The 18,027-nt window shown below is 70.6% G+C and carries 15 protein-coding genes; 4 read left to right on the top strand and 11 right to left on the bottom strand.

Translation table 11 applies throughout. The features are described 5' to 3' along the window. Window positions 1-8: 8 nt before the first annotated feature. Together HW578_RS00660 and HW578_RS00665 are read right to left on the bottom strand one after the other, a co-directional pair. Window positions 9-1,142 (bottom strand): alcohol dehydrogenase catalytic domain-containing protein, encoded by a 1,134-nt coding sequence (locus HW578_RS00660; RefSeq protein WP_198368559.1) that lies wholly within the window; start codon window positions 1,140-1,142, stop codon window positions 9-11. Window positions 1,143-1,153: 11 nt separating this feature from the next. After that, entirely contained in the window at window positions 1,154-1,810 is a 657-nt protein-coding gene (locus HW578_RS00665; RefSeq protein WP_198368560.1) for a DUF1028 domain-containing protein, read from the bottom strand. Window positions 1,811-1,930: 120 nt separating this feature from the next. Between HW578_RS00665 and HW578_RS00670 the strand changes: the two genes are divergently transcribed. Both HW578_RS00670 and cnbZ read left to right on the top strand, forming a co-directional pair. Next, window positions 1,931-3,520 carry an ABC transporter substrate-binding protein gene (locus tag HW578_RS00670; protein WP_198368561.1) on the top strand — a complete coding sequence of 530 codons (1,590 nt, stop codon included), beginning with the start codon at window positions 1,931-1,933 and terminating at the stop codon, window positions 3,518-3,520. Then, window positions 3,517-4,269, top strand: coding sequence for a 2-amino-5-chloromuconate deaminase CnbZ (gene cnbZ / locus HW578_RS00675; protein ID WP_369407781.1), 753 nt, complete (start codon window positions 3,517-3,519; stop codon window positions 4,267-4,269). Before HW578_RS00670 ends, cnbZ begins: the two co-directional genes overlap by 4 nt. Window positions 4,270-4,404: 135 nt before the next feature. On the opposite strand, the gene HW578_RS00680 is transcribed toward cnbZ, so the two are convergent. Further along, window positions 4,405-5,178 carry an SDR family NAD(P)-dependent oxidoreductase gene (locus HW578_RS00680; protein WP_198368562.1) on the bottom strand — a complete coding sequence of 258 codons (774 nt, stop codon included), beginning with the start codon at window positions 5,176-5,178 and terminating at the stop codon, window positions 4,405-4,407. A gap of 63 nt (window positions 5,179-5,241) precedes the next feature. Then, the gene (locus HW578_RS00685; protein ID WP_198368563.1) at window positions 5,242-6,306 is read right to left on the bottom strand and encodes a ketopantoate reductase family protein; all 1,065 of its coding nucleotides are present in this window, start codon (window positions 6,304-6,306) and stop codon (window positions 5,242-5,244) included. A gap of 115 nt (window positions 6,307-6,421) precedes the next feature. Here HW578_RS00685 and HW578_RS00690 point away from each other — a divergent pair, with 115 nt between their 5' ends. Next, the gene (locus HW578_RS00690; RefSeq protein ID WP_198368564.1) at window positions 6,422-6,973 is read left to right on the top strand and encodes a DUF4347 domain-containing protein; all 552 of its coding nucleotides are present in this window, start codon (window positions 6,422-6,424) and stop codon (window positions 6,971-6,973) included. 16 nt (window positions 6,974-6,989) lie between these two features. On the opposite strand, the gene HW578_RS00695 is transcribed toward HW578_RS00690, so the two are convergent. After that, the gene (locus HW578_RS00695; RefSeq protein WP_198368565.1) at window positions 6,990-7,943 is read right to left on the bottom strand and encodes a Gfo/Idh/MocA family protein; all 954 of its coding nucleotides are present in this window, start codon (window positions 7,941-7,943) and stop codon (window positions 6,990-6,992) included. 115 nt (window positions 7,944-8,058) lie between these two features. Between HW578_RS00695 and secD the strand changes: the two genes are divergently transcribed. Next, on the top strand, window positions 8,059-10,626 hold the full coding sequence (gene secD / locus HW578_RS00700) for a protein translocase subunit SecD (protein WP_198368566.1): 2,568 nt from the start codon (window positions 8,059-8,061) through the stop codon (window positions 10,624-10,626). A gap of 45 nt (window positions 10,627-10,671) precedes the next feature. On the opposite strand, the gene HW578_RS00705 is transcribed toward secD, so the two are convergent. The 6 genes from HW578_RS00705 to HW578_RS00730 form a co-directional block, all read right to left on the bottom strand. Beyond that, window positions 10,672-11,841, bottom strand: coding sequence for an iron-containing alcohol dehydrogenase (locus HW578_RS00705; RefSeq protein ID WP_198368567.1), 1,170 nt, complete (start codon window positions 11,839-11,841; stop codon window positions 10,672-10,674). After that, complete coding sequence (gene mmsB, locus HW578_RS00710) at window positions 11,838-12,725, bottom strand: 3-hydroxyisobutyrate dehydrogenase (RefSeq protein ID WP_198368568.1); 888 nt, start codon at window positions 12,723-12,725, stop codon at window positions 11,838-11,840. Before mmsB ends, HW578_RS00705 begins: the two co-directional genes overlap by 4 nt. A gap of 200 nt (window positions 12,726-12,925) precedes the next feature. Then, window positions 12,926-13,993 (bottom strand): ABC transporter ATP-binding protein, encoded by a 1,068-nt coding sequence (locus HW578_RS00715; protein WP_198368569.1) that lies wholly within the window; start codon window positions 13,991-13,993, stop codon window positions 12,926-12,928. Beyond that, window positions 13,990-14,976 carry an ABC transporter ATP-binding protein gene (locus HW578_RS00720; RefSeq protein ID WP_198368570.1) on the bottom strand — a complete coding sequence of 329 codons (987 nt, stop codon included), beginning with the start codon at window positions 14,974-14,976 and terminating at the stop codon, window positions 13,990-13,992. Before HW578_RS00720 ends, HW578_RS00715 begins: the two co-directional genes overlap by 4 nt. Beyond that, window positions 14,976-16,409, bottom strand: a complete 1,434-nt coding sequence (locus tag HW578_RS00725; RefSeq protein WP_198368571.1) for an amidohydrolase family protein — start codon at window positions 16,407-16,409, stop codon at window positions 14,976-14,978. Before HW578_RS00725 ends, HW578_RS00720 begins: the two co-directional genes overlap by 1 nt. Window positions 16,410-16,422: 13 nt before the next feature. Beyond that, a complete protein-coding gene (locus HW578_RS00730; RefSeq protein ID WP_232478401.1) occupies window positions 16,423-18,024 on the bottom strand; it encodes an ABC transporter substrate-binding protein in 1,602 nt (533 codons plus the stop codon). Window positions 18,025-18,027 lie beyond the last annotated feature (3 nt).

Raw genomic sequence — 18,027 nt, forward strand, 5'->3', positions numbered from 1 at the left:
CTGATACGTCAGGCGTTCGGCCGCAGCATCTGCCGCAGCACGGTGCCGTCGCTCAAAAGGTCGAAGCCTTCGTTGATCTGATCGAGCGTGATGTGGCTCGTCTTCAGTCTGTCCACCGGCAGCTTGCCGCGGCGATAAAGGCCGAGCAGCCGCGGCAGGTCGCGCTCCGGAACGCAGGAACCCATGTAGGACCCGCGGATGCTGCGCTCCTCGCTGACCATGTTGGCATGCAGGTAGGAGACCTGCGCGTTGATGTTGGGCAGCCCGGCGCTGATCGTCTGCCCGCCGCGCGCGGTGATGGCGATGGCCAGTTGCATCGCCGGGATCGACCCCGCCGTCTCGACGACCGTATCGAGGCCGCCATCCGTCGCCTCGCGCACCTGTGCGGCGCAATCCTCGTTGCCCGCCAGGAACACGTCAGTGGCGCCCCATTGCGTCGCGAGCTCGAGCTTCGCCGGATTGGTGTCGATCGCGACGATCCGCTCCGCCCCCGCCGCCACCGCGGCGAACAGCGCGTTCATGCCCACGCCGCCCAGCCCGACCACGGCCACGCCCTCGCCCGCGTCCAGCCGCGCCGTGTTCAGCACCGCGCCGGCGCCGGTCATCACTGCGCAGCCGAAGATCGCGGCATCGTCCAGCGGCACGTCCTTGCCGATCTTCACCGCCGAGCGGCGCGCCACCACCGCATACTGCGCGAACAGCGACAGGCCGGAATTGTGGTTGATCGGCGTGCCGTCGAGCCGTCGCAGTCGCCGCCCCCCGGTGGGCAACTGCCCGGTCGCGCGGAAGGCGTTCCCGGTCGGGCAGATGTTCGGCCGCCCGCGTACGCAATAGCGGCAATTCCCGCAGGAGGGCGCGAACACCGTCACCACATGGTCGCCCGGCGTTATGTCGGTGATGCCCGGCCCCACCTCCCGCACGATGCCCGCGCCCTCGTGCCCGATCACGATCGGCAACGGGCGCGGCCGCTGGTTCTCGATGGTGGACAGGTCCGAATGGCACAGCCCCGCGGCGGCGACCTCGATCAGCATCTCGCCCGGTCCGGGGCCGTCGAGTTCCACCTCCTCCACCACCATCGGGCGCGAGGTTGCATAGGGGCGCGGCTTGCCCTGCTCGAACAGGATGGCGGCCTTCATGCGCATGGGGCGTGTCCTCAGATGATCGGCGCGTCGTCGGGATCGACCGCACGTCGCACGAAGCCGTCGGCGAGCGGTGCGTATTCCTCCCACAGCCGCCGCAGCGCGGGCAGCGGCGCGGGGTCCTTGTCGATGCGCAGGTCGACATAGGGGAAGCATTCCCGGTCCACCACGACCAGGCAGGCGGAGGTTACGTCGCCATGCTCGCCGCCCGCCGCCTCGCCCGCCTCCAGGGCACGCATCAGACGTTCGGCCAATGGCTGGCCGGACGCAGCGAGGAAGGCCGCCGCCATCGCCGGCGCCACATCCTCGTTCGCCAGGATGTTCCCCAGCGCGACGACATCGACGCCATGCGCCACGCTGCGCGCCGGCTTCACATTGGCACCGTCGAAATGCGCGGTCGCGCCGGTTCGGTCCATCACCGCCACCTGGCGCCAGCGATGATGCGGCGTGGAGGCCACCAGCGCGTCGATCGCCTCGCGCGCCGAACAGCCTGACCGCAGCAGGTCGAGCCCGCGCGGCCCCAGCCGCGGATCGGTACGGTGCTGCGTCAGCACGCCGCCCACCCCCGCCGCGAGGAAGGGCACGCGCGTGCCCACCGCGATGGAGGATGTCGTCACCGCCGCGCCGAACTGCCCCGTCCGCGCGCATCGCCCGAGAAGCGAGAAGGTCATGCCGACCCTTTCCAGGAACCGGCCGCATTGAAGGCCGCCGCGCCGCACCCGTCCAGCCACCCGCGATGGACAAGCCGCGCGCCGCTGCCATGATGCCGCCACCGCACCAGGGAGGACGCCATGTCCAGGCGCAGCTTCACCCTCATCGCGGCCGCCGCGGCGCTGTTCGCGACGGCCACGCCCGCACCCGCGCAGCAGCCCGCGCCCCAGGGCACGCTGCGCATCGTGCTCGTGAACATGCTGGCGAGCCTCGACCCTGTGCTCTCGACCGCCGCCTTCGTGCGCAACCATGGCTTCATGGTCTACGACCAGCTCTACGCCTTCGACAGCCAGGGCGAGGCGCGCCCGCAGATGGTTGAGCGCCACGAGGTCTCGGCCGATGGCATGACCTATCGGTTCACCCTGCGCGAGGGCCTGGCCTTCCACGACGGCCAGCCGGTGCGCGCTGCCGATGCGGTCGCCTCGATCCGCCGCTGGGGCCAGCGCGACATCGCCGGGCGTGCGCTGCTCGCCGCCACCGCGGCGCTGGAGGTCGTGGACGACCGCACCTTCACGCTCCGCCTGTCGCGCCCCTTCGGCCTGGTGATCGAGGCCCTGGCGCGCCCGACGGCTAGCGCGCTGTTCGTGATGCCGGAACGCATCGCCGCGACGCCGGCCACCACCGCGATCACGGACGCTACCGGCTCCGGCCCCTTCATCTTCCGCGCGCAGGACTTCCTGCCGGGCGAGCGTGCCGTCTACACGCGCAACCCCGCCTACCGCCCGCGCAGCGAGCCGGCGGACGGGCTGGCGGGCGGCAAGGTCGTGCAGCTCGAGCGCGTCGAATGGCTCGGCATCGCCGACCCCGCCACCGCGGCGGCTGCACTGCAATCGGGCGAGATCGACTTCATCGAGCAGCCCAGCCCGGACGTGCTGCCGGTGCTAGCGCGCAACCGCAACATCCGCACCTTCGCGCTGAACCCAATCGGCTCCGTGGTCTGGCTGCGGCCGAACCACCAGATCCCGCCCTTCAACAACCCGCAGGCGCGCCGCGCCCTGCTCTACCTGGTGAACCAGCAGGAGAACCTGCAGGCGATCGGCGTGCCACCCTCCGAGCAGGTGCCTTATTGCCCGGCCTACTTCCTCTGCGGCACGCCGCTCGAAAGCAGCGCCGGCGCCGAGGGGCTGCGCGAGATCGATGTCGAGCGCGCCCGCGCCCTGCTGCGCGAGGCCGGCTACAATGGCGAGCGCGTGGTCTTCCTCAACGCCACCGACTCGCCCATCAACAATGCTGTCACCCTCACCATGGCGGCCAACATGCGCCGCGCCGGCCTCAACATGGACGTGGTGGCAATGGACTGGGCGACGCTGACGCAGCGGCGCAACCGGCGCGAACCGATCGAGCAGGGCGGCTGGAACCTGTTCGTGACGGTGGCGAACGTGCTCGATGCGCAGAACCCGCTGGTGAACCTCTATCTCGGCTCGCCCTGCGAGGGCGGTCTCGCCGGCTGGCCCTGCGATGCCGAGCTCGAACGCCTTCGCGCCGCCTGGTGGGAGGAACCCGACCCCGCGAAGCGACGCCAGGTGCTGGAACAGGTGCATGCCCGCGCCTATGCGGTACTGCCCTACATCAATGGCGGGCAGTTCCGCGTACTGGCGGCGCATCGGGCCAATGTCGAGGGCCTGCGCCCGACCACCATCCCGGTCTTCTGGGGTGTGACCAAGCGGTGACCACCATCGCCATCCCCGAGGCCGGCTACCGCTTCATCCCGGCGGTCATGCAGTATTCCGGCGGCGTCGCCGCGCTGCCCGGCTTCCGGCTGGAACGCGCCCGTTTCGCCGAACCCGTGCCGATGGCGGAGGGCTGGCGGCGCATCGCGGCGCATCTCTCGGCCCTCGGTCGCCCGTTGACCGCCTTCGCGGCGTGCGAACTGCGCTCGCCCGCACCCTTCACCGAGGCCGGCTTCGCGACCTTCAACGCCGGCTATGCGAAGGTGCTCGGCGAATGGGGCGTGCTGCGAGACGGCGCGAATCCCGTCGCGCGCAGCAATGTCTGCCCGCGCCACGCACCGCCTGCCGAGCCCTGCTTCCATGCCTTCGTCTACACCCTGCGCGACGCTGGCGCCGCGCCGTCCTTCGCGGTCGCCGGCAGCGGGGAATCCGTCGAGGGCAAGGGCAGCTATCGCGACAACACCGTCGCCTATGGCGACACCTCGCCCGCCGGCATGCTGCAGAAGGGCCTGTGGGTGCTGGGCGAGATGGAACGCCGTATGGGCCTGCTCGGCCATGGCTGGGCCGACACCACCGGCGTGCAGGCCTACACCATCCACCCGCTGCCGTCGGTGCTGACCGAGGCCATCGTCACGCGCGGCGCCGCGCGCCACGGCCTCACCTGGCAGGATTGCCGCCCGCCGGTCGAGGGCCTGGAGTTCGAGATGGATTGCCGCGGCATCGGGCGGGAGATCGTCCTGCCCGGGTGATGCCTTTGCGTGCCCTCAGGCGACGAGCGCAGCCCAACCGAGGCGCCTGGCTACGCCCGACGAGCGGCGGCGGCCAGTCGGGCGATCCGCCCGCCGGGCGGCCGGCGGGAGGTTCCAACCCGGCCTCGGCATCCCCTACGGCTGCATGTGGCTGCCGCCATCCTCCAGCCAGTTCTGCCCGGTGATGAAGGACGCGCCCTCCGACAGCAGGAAGCAGATCAGCGGCGCCACTTCCGCCGGCGCGGCGATACGCCCGAGCGGAATGCGCGACATGGTCTGCTCGCGGAAGCGCTCGGAACGGATCACCTCGGTCATCGGCGTCTCCACCGTGCCGAAGCCCACGGAGTTCACGCGGATGCCGTAGCGCGCCCATTCGCGCGCCGCCGTCATCGTGATGCCATACAGCCCCGCCTTCGCGGCCGAATAGTTCACCTGCCCGATCGACCCGCGCTTGCCCGCGGTGGAGGAGATGTTGACGATCGCCCCCGGCCGCGCGTCGCCGGCCTTGGCGCGCGCGATCATGTGCCGCCCCACCGCCTGCTGCATCAGGTGGCAGGCGGTCAGGTTCACGTCGATCACCGCCTGCCACTGCGGCAGCGTCATCTTCTCGATCATCGCCGGGCGCGTGATGCCGGCATTGTTGACCAGACCGTGCACCGCGCCGAAGCGCGCGACCGCGTCATCGACGATGCGCGCGCAGACCGCCTCGTCCGTCACGTCGCCCTGGATCGCCAGCGTGCGCTCGCCGGCGAGTGCCGACGACACCGCGGCGAAGGTCTCCGGGTTGCGCTCCACCATCACCAGGTTACCGCCGAGTTCCAGCACCAGTTCGGAGATGGCGCGGCCGATCCCCTGCCCCGTGCCGGTCACGACAATCGTGCGACCGGTCAATTCCATCGGATTGCGCATGGCGTTCCCTTCCCCTGATCTCGTTGCCGGGAAGGGTCGCGCGGGGAGCGCCGCCCGGCAAGGTCAGTTCAGCCGGAGGCCCCGGATCAGATCGGGCGAGGCCGTGACCTCGCCGCGCTCGACACGCTTCACGATCTCCGTCAGCGCGGCGTTGGCGCGGGCCGCGAGGCCGATCTCGGCGCCGCGCGCCACCACGAAGCCGTTGAGAAACTCGATCTCCGTCCGCCGCCCCTTCACCATGTCCTGGCCCATCGAGGCGCGATGCGCGCCGCCACCGGGCTTCTGCGTGTCCGCCATGCGCTGCGCGTCATAGGCGCGGCGCGCCGCGTCATCGCCCTCGCCGGCGCGGGCGATGATCTCGGGGTCGAGGTGCAGGATCTCCTCGAGGTCGTAGCCCAGCGCCTGGCCGACGCGGATCGCCTCGGACCCCAGCCGCGCGGCGAAGGCGCGGATCGCGTCATCCGCCGTCGCCTCCTTCGCCACCAGCCCGGTCGCGGCGGCGATGCCGTTGCCCATCACGTTCGCCACCAGCTTCGACCAGCGCTCGCCCCACAGGTTCGTCGTGGTCAGGGCGGAATCCGACAGCGCCAGCAGCGACGTGATGTATTCGGCGCGCGGCGAGATCCGCCCATGCGGCTCGCCCACCCGGTAGACGGTGTGCGACGCACCGGACTTGCCGGCCGCGCGCTTCACCAGCCCCGGGCCCGACAGCTCCACCGTGATCAGCGAAGCGATGGCGCCGAGCACGCGGCCCCAGCCGACGATTCCCGCGATCACTTCCTCATTGATGCAGTTCTGCAGCGAGACGACATAGCCGGAGGGCGCGAGGTACTGCGCGATCATGGTCGTCGCCCAGGCGGTGTCGTAGGACTTCATGCAGACGAAGGCGACATCGACCGGGCGTTCCTTCGCGAAGGACTGCAACTCGGTGATATGGATCGCGCGCACCGGCACGGTGAAGGCCGGCACGTCCTTCAGGTGCTCGATGGTCAGCCCGCGGCTGCGCATCGCCTCGACGTGCTCGGGCCAGGGATCGACGAAGGTCACGTCGTGGCCGGCCTGCGCCATGTAGGCGCCGGCATAGCCGCCGACGGCGCCGGCTCCGATGATGGCGATGCGTGGCTTCATTGGCGTTCCGTCCCGTCATTCGATCCACGTCAAGGCGCCCGCGCCCCGCATGTGGGAGGCATGTTCCGGTGAAGCCCGCCTCCCGGCAAGGGCACACGAGGACAGGACCACGCCGATGAAGACGACGGCCGCCACGCTCTATGTCTACGATCCGCAGTTCGAGGCGAACGCGAAGGCCTTCCAGGAGGAGATCGGCGGCGATTGCGCGATCCGCCCGGTGACCGGCTTCGACGACCTGGTCAAGGCGCTCGACTCCTACACCCAGGTCGGCTTCCTGGTGTTCGACACCCATGGCGAACCTGGCAAGGTCGCGCTGGCGGATGGCAGCCGGGTGGAAGGCTTCGACTTCCGGCTGCTGCGGCTGCTGCCGAAGGAGTTGCTGCGCAAGGACGCGCGCGTCCTGTTCTACGGCTGCAACATCGGCGAAGGCGCGGCCGGGGATACCTTCCTCGACGATTTCGGCCTGGCGGCCTTCCGCGGCAAGGGCGGCACCGCCGGCGCCAGCACCGTGACCAACTTCTCCCTCTCGCTCGGTCCGCTCGGCTCGGTCGAGACATGGATGGAACTCGAGAGCCCCTTCGCTGCCCGGCTCAAGGTGGCGCGCTTCAACGAGGCCGGCACGCGCGAGGCGAGCATGAGCGTCGATCGCTGGGGCAACCGGGACTGACGCGCGCCGCCCAGCCTCAGCCGGCGGCGATCGCCGCCTCCACCGCCAGCGCCACGGCCAGCGCGCGCCGCCCCGCCGCGCCGTCCACCGCCACCGGCGCGCCATCGAGGCAGGCGGCGACGAAGGCCGCCTGCTCGGCCTCCAGGCTGTCATGGTCGGTCCAGGTGGCGCGGTCGATGCCATGGCCCGGCATGTTCGCGACCGCCTCCGCCCCGCCGCGGCGCAGCACCGCGAGCGAGCGGTCGAGGAAGTCCACGCTCATCTCGCCCTCGGTGCCGAGCACGCGCAAGCGGCGCTCCATCGCGAGCGACACCCGCGATGCCGTGATCACCGCCGCCCGCCCGCCCGGGAAGCGCAGCCGCGCCACCGCGAAATCCGGCCGTTCCGAGGCCACCGCCGCGCCGACCGCCTCGATGCCCTCGGGCTCCGCCCCGGCCAGGGTCAGCACCAGGTCGATGTCGTGGATCATCAGGTCCAGAACGACCGACACATCCAGGCTGCGCGGCCGGAAGGGCGCGGCGCGCACCGCCTCGAAGGACAGGGCGCGGCCGCCCGAGGGTGCGCCAACAACGGCGCGGAAGGCGGCCGAGAAGCGCTCGATATGGCCGACCTGGAGCACCCGCCCGGCCGCGGCAGCCTGCGCGACCAGCGCATCGGCCTGCGCCAGCGTGGCCGCGATCGGCTTCTCGATGAAGACATGCCGACCGGCCGCCAGCGCCGCCTCCGCCAGGTCGAAGTGAAAACGCGTCGGCACCGCAACGATCACCGCGTCGGCGGCGGCGATCAGCGCGCCGGCCTCCATCGGCGCCGCCCCGACCTCGGCCGCCACCGCGGCGGCGCGGGCGGGGTCGGCGTCGTGCAGCCCGACCAGGCGGATGCGCGGGTTGGCGGCGGCCTTGAGGGCGTGGAAGCGGCCGAAATGGCCGACCCCCAGGATGCCGAGGGCGAGTCGAGGGTCCGGGGCGTTCATGCCCCGCTCCTACCCCCTTCGCGGGGGCATGGAAATCCGCCCCCCGCGCGGGGTTGCATCGCCCCTCCCCCCTCGCCATTGTCCGCCCGCTTCGAACCTGGGGTGCCGTCTGCCGATGCTGAATTTCGCGCGCTGGAAGACCGCCGCGATCCTGCTGGTCTGCCTGGCCGGGGTGCTCGTCAGCATCCCCAACCTGCTGCCGCGCGCCGCCTTCCCGGACTGGTTCCCGGTGCGCCAGGTGAACCTCGGGCTCGACCTGCGCGGCGGGTCCTACCTCCTGCTGGAGGTAGACCTCAACACCGTGGTCCGGGAGCGGCTCGACAGCATGGTCGATGCCGCCCGCATGCGGCTGCGCACGGCCAATGTGCGCTACGTGAACCTCGCCTCCGACACGGCGAACCGGCGCATGGGGCTGCGCGTGACCGACCCCGCGCAGATCCCCGCCGCCGTCGCCGTGCTGCGCGAACTGGCCAACCCGATCCAGGCCAGCACCGGCCAGTCGGTGCCCGACCTCGACGTGACCAGCCAGCCGGACGGGCAGGTCTGGGCCGCGCTGACCGAGGCCGGGCTGCGCGCCAAGGCGTCCTCCGCCGTCGAGCAATCCATCGAGATCGTCCGCCGCCGCGTCGACGAGACCGGCGTGGCCGAGGCGCTGATCGCCCGCCAGGGCCAGAGCCGCATCCTGGTCACGCTGCCCGGCATCGAGGACCCGGACCGCATCAAGACCCTGCTCGGGCGCACCGCCCGCATGACCTTCCACCTGGTGGACGAGGCCGCCTCGCTTGCGGCAACGCCGCCCCCCGGCGTGATGTTCCTCCCCGGCGAGCGCGAGGGCGAGCGCTTCGCCGTGCGCCGCCGCGTCGAGGTGGACGGCGCCAACCTGACGAACGCCCGCGCCGGGCAGGACGGGCGCACCGGCGAATGGGTGGTGAACTTCACCTTCGATTCGGTCGGCACGCGCCGCTTCGCGCAGATCACGCGCGAGAATGTCGGGCGCCCCTTCGCGGTGGTGCTGGACGAGAAGGTCATCACCGCCCCGGTGATCCGCGAGCCGATCGTGGGCGGCCAGGGCCAGATCAGCGGGTCCTTCAACGCGCGCAGCGCCAACGACCTGGCGGTACTGCTGCGCGCCGGGGCCCTGCCCGCGCCCCTCACGGTGGTGGAGGAACGCACCGTCGGGCCCGAGCTGGGGGCGGATGCGATCCGGGCGGGCATGATCTCGCTGGCCGCGGGCACGATCTTCGTCTTCCTCTACATGGGCTTCGCCTACGGCATCCTCGGCTGGTTCGCCAACATCGCGCTCGCCATCAACATCATCCTGCTGGTCGCCTTCATGTCGCTGATCGAGGCGACGCTGACCCTGCCCGGCATCGCCGGCATCGTGCTGACGCTCGGCACCGCGCTCGACGCGAACATCCTGATCAACGAGCGTATCCGCGAGGAGGTGCGCAACGGACGAACGCCGATCAGCGCGCTCGAGGCCGGCTACACCAAGGCCTCGGGCACCATCCTCGATTCGAACCTGACCAATCTCATCGCCATGGCCTGCCTCTATGGCTTCGGCTCCGGCCCGGTGAAGGGCTTCGCCGTCACGGTCGCGGTGGGCACGGTGGTGCAGATGTGGACCGCGACCGTGCTGACGCGGCTGTTCGTCTCATGGTGGTACAAGCGCACGCGGCCCAAGGAACTGCCGGTCTTCCAGCGGCCCGGCCTGTCGCTCTACGAAAGGCTGCGTCGCCCGCTCTTCCGCATCTTCCCCGACAACACGCGCATCCCCTTCATGAAGGGCGCGCGGATCGGGCTGGTGGTGTCCGCGCTGCTGTCCTCCGCCTCGGTCGCGATCGCCTTCCATCCGGGGCTCGAGAAGGGCATCGACTTCAAGGGTGGCATCGAGATGGAGGTGCGCACGCCCACGCCGGGTGACATCGGCATGCTTCGCGCCGCGGTGGGCGGGCTCAACCTCGGCGACGTCACGCTGCTGCAGTTCGGCGATGCATCGACCTATGCGCTACGCCTGCCCGCCCAGGGCGACGAGGGCGCGGTGCAGCGCTCCGTCAACGCGGTGCGCAGCGCGCTCGAGCAGGTCGCGCCGGGCACGCGGATCCTGCGGGTCGAGGCGGTGGGCAACCGCGTCTCGAACGAACTGTTCATCGGCGGCCTGCTCGCGCTCGGGCTCTCCTTCCTGGCGATGCTCGTCTACATCTGGGCGCGCTTCGAATGGCAGTTCGGCATCGCCGCCATCACCACCCTGATCCTGGACGCCACCAAGACCATCGGCTTCATGGTGCTGTTCCAGATCGAGTTCAACCTGACCACCATCGCCGGCATCTTGACCGTGATCGGCTTCAGCGCGAACGACAAGGTGGTGGTGTTCGACCGCATGCGAGAGAACCTGCGCAAGTTCAAGCAGATGCCGCTCGAACAGTTGGTCGATCAGTCGATCAACGAGACGATGAACCGATCGCTCGGCACGTCCATGACGTTGCTGCTCTCGGCATTGCCCCTGGCGCTGTTCGGCGGCGATACCCTGTCGGGCTTCGCCTGGGTGATGGTGGTGGGGATCGTGATCTCGGCTGGGTCGTCGGTGTTCATCGCGGCACCGATCGTGCTCTTCACCGGGCGGACCCGGCTGCGGCGCGGCGAGGCCGAGGCGCCCGCAGGAGCGAACCCCGCAAAGCCGTGATGCCCGCGGCGTGGCCCACGTCAGTGAGCCACGCCGCCTGACGGATCAGCCCGCCCAGGCGCGCCGGTAGAGCGCGACGATCTCCTCGGCGCCGGGCACCGCCGGGTTGTTCGCGGGCGAGCCCGAGGCCAGCGCCTGCGCCGCCATGGTCGGCAGCAGCCCGTCCCACTTCGCGGCATCAATGCCGAAGGCGGCGGGCGTGGGCACCGCCAGGTCTCGGTTCAGGTCGCGCAGTTCCTGCAGCAGCCTCGCCGCCGCCGACTGGTCGCCCTCGGCCGCCGTCGCGACGCCCATGGCGCGCGCCGCCTCCGCATAGCGCGGCAGCGCGGCGTTCAGGCTGTATTCCGTCACCGCCGGCAGCAGCATGGCGTTGGACAGCCCATGCGGGACATGGAAATGCGCCCCGATCGGGCGCGACATGCCATGCACCAGCGCGACCGAGGAATTGCTGAAGGCGATGCCCGCCAGCGTCGCCCCCTTCATCATCGCCGCGCGCGCGATGGCGTTGGACGGTTCGCGATAGACCGTGCGCAGGTTGGGCGCGATCAGCCGCATGGCACGCAGCGCGTATTCATCGGCCTCGTCATTCGCGCGCTTGCTCACGAAGGCTTCGAGCGCATGCGTCAGGCTGTCGATTCCGGTATCCGCCGTGATGCGCGGCGGCAGCGAGTAGGTCAGCTCGAAATCCACCACCGCCGCCAGGGGCAGAGCCCCCAGGCCGGCGATCAGCATCTTCTCGTCGCGCTCGGTGTCGGTGATGACGGTGAAGCGCGTCGCCTCGCTGCCCGTGCCCGCCGTGGTCGGGATGCAGATCACCGGCAGCGCGGCGCGGTTGGCCTGCGCGGGCACCTTGAAGTCGCGCATCTTGGCACCCGGCGGCGCGGCGCCCAGGATCGCCATGGCCTTCGCGGTGTCCATCGGCGATCCGCCGCCGAAGCCGACCAGGCAGTCGTAGTCGCCACCCTTCATCGCGGCGACGCCGGCCTCGATCACCGCATCGGTCGGGTCGGGCACGGTGTCGCTGAACACGCCCGGCGCGATACCCGCGGCGCGCAGGGGTGCCAGCGCCTTCTCCACCGTGCCGGAGGAGACCATCCAGGGATCCGTCACCAGCAGCGGGCGCGACAGACCGAACTGCGCCAGCACTTCGGCCAGCTTCGCGACGGAGCCGCCGCCGATCATCATCAGCCGCGGCGAGACGAAGGTGGTGGTCATGCCCGCTGCCCCGCCCGGATCATGGTGATGATGCCGGAGAAATCCTTGCCCCCGCCGCCGCCTTCGACGAAGCGGTCGAAAAGCGCCAGCGCCAGCGCGCCGACCGGCGCATCGACCCCCGCGTCCTTCGCCGCCTGCTGCGCGAGGCCGAGATCCTTGCGCATCAGCGCCGCGGTGAAGCCCGGCGCGTAGTCACGGTTGGCCGGGCTCGCCGGTACCGGCCCGGGCACCGGGCAGTAGGAATTGAGCGCCCAGGACATCGCGGTGGATTTCGAGCAGACGTCATACAACGCCTGCGCCGGCAGTCCGAGCCGCTCGGCCATCACGAAGGCCTCGCTGGTCACGGCCATGGTCGCCGCCAGCATCATGTTGTTGCACAGCTTCGCGACCTGGCCCGCGCCGGCCTCGCCGCAATGCACGATGGTCTTGCCCATGGCTTCGAGGACGGGGCGCGCACGTTCCACAGCCGCGGCGTCGCCGCCGACCATGAAGGTCAGCGTGCCGGCCTCGGCCCCCATCACGCCGCCCGAGACCGGCGCATCGAGGAAGGGGCGGCCGGTCGCCGCCGCGACCTCGCGCGCCGTCGCGACATCGATGGTCGAGCAATCCATCAGCAGCGCATCCGCGCGGGAGGCCTTGGACAGGCCGCCCTGCCCCAGCCAGGCGTCGCGCACCTGCTCGCCCGCCGGCAGCATCGTGATGACCACATCGGCGTCCTTCGCCGCGGCCGCGGCCGAGAAGCCCGCCACGGCGCCCGCCGCGACCAGCGCATCGACGGCCGGCTGGACGATGTCGAAGACCACGACCTGATGCCCGGCCTTGAGCAGGTTGCGCGCCATCGGCCCGCCCATCCTGCCGAGGCCGATGAAGCCGATCCGTGCCATGGCGCCTTCCCTCCGTGTTCAGCGCCCGGGAGGGTAGGCGCGGGCGGGTGCGGCGTCACCTCCTCGGCGCGGTGGTCACGGCTCCGAGGCGTGGCGGACGGCCTCGATGTCCTGGCCATTCGGAGCGAAGACGAAGGCGGCGGCGAGGCCAACATGGTCGATGACCATGCGGCACCTTGGCGTCGTGGAAGCGACGCGGCCTATAGCGAGGCGGCGCGCGCCCTCGCATAAAGCGCGAGCCGCATCGCCGCGGCCGGCGCCAGCCCGCCGCTGAGGTCGAGCCCCGCCGGGGGCAGCGTCTCGGCGAAGTGGCAGGCTGCGGCGTGCCCGTCCGACAGCGTGCGCAGCGCCGGTTCCTCCTGGCGGCAGCGCTCCTGCGCGAAGGCGCAGCGCGTGTGGAATCGGCAGCCGGGCGGGATGTTCATCGGGCTCGGCACGTCGCCGCCGAGCGGCTTCACCTGGCCGCGGCGCTGCGGGTCGGGATGCGGGATCGCCGCCAGCAGCGCGCGCGTATAGGGGTGGCGCGGGGTGGCAAACAGGTCGCGCTTGCGCGCCGTCTCGACGATGCGCCCGAGATACATGACCGCCACGCGGTCCGCGACATGCTTCACCACCGCAAGGTCATGCGCGATGAACAGGTAGGCGAGGCCGAAGCGCCGCTGCAGGTCCTTGAGCAGGTTCACCACCTGCGCCTGGATCGAGACGTCCAGCGCGCTGACCGGCTCGTCGCAAACGATCAACTCGGGCTGCACCGAAAGCGCGCGCGCGATGCCGATGCGCTGGCGCTGGCCGCCGCTGAACTCGTGCGGATAGCGTTCCGCGTGGAAGCCGCGCAGCCCGACCAGGGAGAGCAGCTCCGCCACCCGCGCGCGGCGCGATGCGGCATCGCCGATGCCGTGCACCTGCATCGGCTCGGCGATGGTGTCCGCCACCGTCAGACGCGGGTTGAGGCTCGCATAGGGGTCCTGGAAGACGATCTGCATCCGCCGCCGCATCGCGCGCAGCGCGCCGCCCGAAATGCCGGTGATGTCGCGCCCCTCGAAGCGCAGCGTCCCGGCGGAGGGCTCGATCAGGCGCAGCACGAGGCGCGCCGTGGTGGACTTCCCGCAGCCGGATTCGCCCACCAGCGCCAGCGTCTCGCCACGGTCGAGGGTGAAGGAGACGCCATCCACCGCGCGCACCGTGCCGACCTGCTTCGCCAGCAGCAGGCCGCGGCGCACGGGGTAGTGCTTGGCGAGGTCGGTGACCTCCAGCAGCGGCGCGCTCATGCGGCGAAGGCCTCGACGGGCGCACGCAGGCAGGCGGCCTGGTGGCCTGGGGCGATGTCGCGCAGCGGCGGCGGTTCGGCCTTGCAGGCCTCGGCGGCGAAGGGGCAGCGCGGGTGGAACCGGCAGCCCTTCGGCAGGGCGAAGGGCGGCGGCACCGAGCCGTCGATGGCGAGCAGGGTCTCGCGGTCCTCATCCAGCCGCGGCACCGATCCCAGCAGGCCGAGGGTGTAGGGATGCATCGGGTCGCCGAACAGCGCGCCGGCCGGGGCGCGTTCCACCACGCGGCCGGCATACATCACCGCGACCTCGTCCGCCATTTCAGCCACCACGCCGAGGTCGTGGGTGATCAGGATGATGGACATGCCGGTCTCGGCCTGCAGGTCGCGCAGCAGGTCCAGGATCTGTGCCTGCACGGTCACGTCGAGCGCGGTGGTGGGCTCGTCCGCGATCAGCAGCTTCGGCCGGCAGGCCAGCGCCATCGCGATCATCACGCGCTGGCGCATCCCGCCCGATAGCTGGTGCGGGTATTCCTCGAAGCGCCGCGCGGGCGCGGGGATGCGCACGCGCGTCAGCGCCTCGATCGCGCGGTCGCGCAGCTCGGCGCCGGTAGCGCGCGTGTCGTGCGCGCGCATCGCCTCGGTGATCTGGAAACCGACCGTATGGACCGGGTTCAGGCTGGTCATCGGCTCCTGGAAGATCATGGCGACCTGGCTGCCACGCACATCGCGCATCTGCGCGCCGGACAGCGCCAGCAGATCGCGCCCGTCCAGCACCACGCGCCCGGCCGCGACGCGGCCCGGATGCGCCACCAGGCGCATCACCGACAGCGAGAGCACCGACTTCCCGCAGCCAGATTCCCCCACGATGCCGAGCGTGCGTCCGCGCGGCACGGAGAGATCAACGCCGTCCACCGCGGCGATCTCCCCGCCATGGGTGCGGAAGACCGTGCGCAGGCCCTCGATGCGCAGCAGCGGTTCCGACATCACGACCAATGGAAGGTCGGCGGAGCGATCTTCTCCGGGCTGCGATGCGCCCAGTCACGCTGCGTGACACCCGCGGCGACTCGCTTCTGCGCCTCGTGCAGGTGCTCGGCCGCCTGGCGGTAGTCCATGGTCAGGACCTCGCCATCCTCGACGACCTTGTTGCCGTCCACATAGACCGCCTTCAGCGCGCGGTCGCCGGCGGAGTAGATCAGGCTGCGGATCGGATCATAGGCCGGGCGGATCATCGGATGCGTGATGTCCACCAGTGAGAAATCCGCCTTGCAGCCCACCGCGATGCGCCCGATGTCGTCCCGCCCGAGCGCCTTCGCACCACCAATGGTGGCCGCATTGAACAGGTCGGTGGTCTGCAGCGTGCGCGGATTGCCCGCCTGCGTGCGTGCGATATGCGCGGCGAGGCGCATCTCATCCAGCATGTTGTGCGGATAGGTGTCGGTGCCGATGCCCATGTTCACGCCGCGGCGGATGTAGCGCCCCAGGTCCTTCATCGCGATGCCGCGCCGCGCAAACACGGTCGGGCAATGCGCGACGGTGGTGCCGGTGTCGGCCAGGCGGTCGAGGTCGGTCTCGGTGTGCCAGCGCGTGGAGGGATGGTCGTCGAGGAAGATGCCATGCCCGATGATGCTGCGTTCGCCCAGCAGCCCCATCGAATCCAGCCAGCCGATCGGGGTCACACCATGCCGGCGCGTGATCTCGTGGAACTCCACCACCGACTGCGCGGCGTGGATCTGCCAGGACAGGCCACGCTTGGCCGCTTCCGCGTGACTGTCCTTCAGCAGCCCGGCCGAGCAGGTGTCGATCTGCGCGGGCACCACCATGCCGAAGAGACGGCCGCATTCGTGCTGCTCGGCGCGCTCGACCAGGCGCAGCGCCTCCTCCATCGCCTTCTCGCCGGCCTTCTCGTCCCATTCGTATTCGACGACATGGCCGTTCTTGGTGAACCACCGCGCCGAGCGGAACATCGGCGCGATGCACACGCGCATCCCCGCCTCGGCCAGCAGGTCGAGCCAGCCCGGATGCGCCATCGACAGGTCGGCGAGCGTGGTCACACCCGACAGCAGCAGTTCCGACAGCGCGACCCGCACGCAATGCGGTACGGCGTCCGCATCGGCGCGGAAGATCGGCATGAACTCGTAGAGCGAGGAGTTATACAGGCCCGGCGAGCCGATCTCGTCGAGGAAGCCCTTGTTCAGCGGCTCGCTCGATGGGTGCGAATGGATGTTCACGAGCCCCGGCATGACCATCAGCCCGCGCCCGTCGATCACCGTCTCGGCCGCGCCCTCGTAGCCGCGGCCCATAAAGGTGATGGTGCCGCCCTCGAAGGCGACATCCGTGTCGGGCATGTAGCTGTGCGACCTCGCCGTGGAGTCCCACCCCACGACGAGTTCCGCGTTCCTGATGAGCGTGATGGCCATGCCAGTGGTCTCCTTACCGCGTCAGCCGGATGTCGAGGCCCTTGTAGAGCGCCACGCCGTAGATGCCGTGCGCGCGCACGCCCTCAACGCGCTGGGCCGAGGCCACCCAGAGCTGCTCCCGCGCCACCGGCATCCAGACGTTGTTCTCGGCGATGATGCGCTGCGCGCGCGCGATCGCCGCGGCCCGCACCGCCGGATCGATGGCGGTCTGGGCCTCGCGCAGCGCCGCATCCGTCGCCGGGTCCGACCAGTTCATGCGGTTCGGCGTCGGACGGTTCGCGCTGTTGAAATACAGCGAGAAGGCATCGGTCGCCGTGACATAGGGGTACGACATCACGAAGGCATCGAATTCCTGCGTCGCGAGCCGGCCCCAGCCCACGGTCGCGTCCCACATCTGGATGCGCATCTCGATGCCCACACGCCGCAGGTCCGCCTGCACCGCCTGGAGGTACTGCTGTGCCGCCTGGGTCTGGATGGAATAGACAAGGAAGGAAGCGCGCTGGCCGTCCTTCATGCGCACCCCGTCGCTGCCCATGCGCCAGCCAGCCTCATCCAGCACGCGCCGCGCCCCGTCCGGGTCGAACCCAGGCACCAGGCGACCCGCCTCGGCATCGAAGCCGGCCGTGGCCGGGTTCAGATAGGCATCCGCCACGGTCGCCGCGCCGAACCAAGTGGCGCGCACCAGCGCCTCGCGGTTCACCGCCATGTTGATGGCGCGGCGCACGGCGGGGTCGCCCACCACGGGCTTGTCGACCTTGAAGCCCATGAAGTGGTCCCAGAAGTAGTTGGGCTGTTGGGACATGCGCACATTCGGCGTGCGCTGCAGCTGCGCGATCGCGATGTACGGGATGTACTGCGTCACGTCGCCCTGCCCCGTCTGCAGCGCGGCAAGCCGCGTCTGGCTCTCGGGCGAGACGCGCCACACCACGCGCTCCACCTGCGGCGCGGGGTTCTGGTACATCCCCGGCGGCCCCCAGCGGTAGTTCGGGTGGCGCTGCAGTACCAGTTCCTGCCGCGGCGTCCAGGACACCCAGCAATACGGCCCCGTGCCATTGAAGCCCTGCACGCCGAAGTTCTGCCCCAGCCGCTCCACCGTGTTGCGATCGACGATCGAGGCGAAGAACAGCGACAGCTGGTACAGCAGCTCGCCGAAGGGCTCGTTCAGCTCGTATTCGACGGTGTGCGCGTCGCGCGCGCGGATCTCCTTCACCGGGCCGGCGCGCCAGCGCACCGGGCTGCGCGTCGCGGGGTCGATCCAGCGGTTGATGGAATAGACCACGTCATCGGCCGTGAAGGGCCGCCCGTCGCAGAAGGTCACGTCGCGGCGAAGGTGGAAGGTGTAGGTGCGCCCGTCCGGGCTGACCTCCCAGCGTTCCGCCAGCAACGGGCGGATCGTCTGCATGTCGAAGTCGAGCGCCACCAGCGTGTCGCTCATCATGTAGATGACCTCGCCGGCCGAACGTGCGGTCGATCGCGGCGGGTCGTAGTTGTCGGAATCGATCTCCCGCAGCACCACCAGCGTGTTGCGCGGATTGGCCGCCTGCGCGAGGGCATCGCCCACCGGCAGTGCGGCCGCCATCGCGACCAGCGCGGCGCCGAGCGTCTTCCTCATCATTCC

The sequence above is a fragment of the Roseomonas rosulenta genome (genome assembly GCF_016106005.1).
GTDB classification, from domain to species: domain Bacteria; phylum Pseudomonadota; class Alphaproteobacteria; order Acetobacterales; family Acetobacteraceae; genus Neoroseomonas; species Neoroseomonas rosulenta.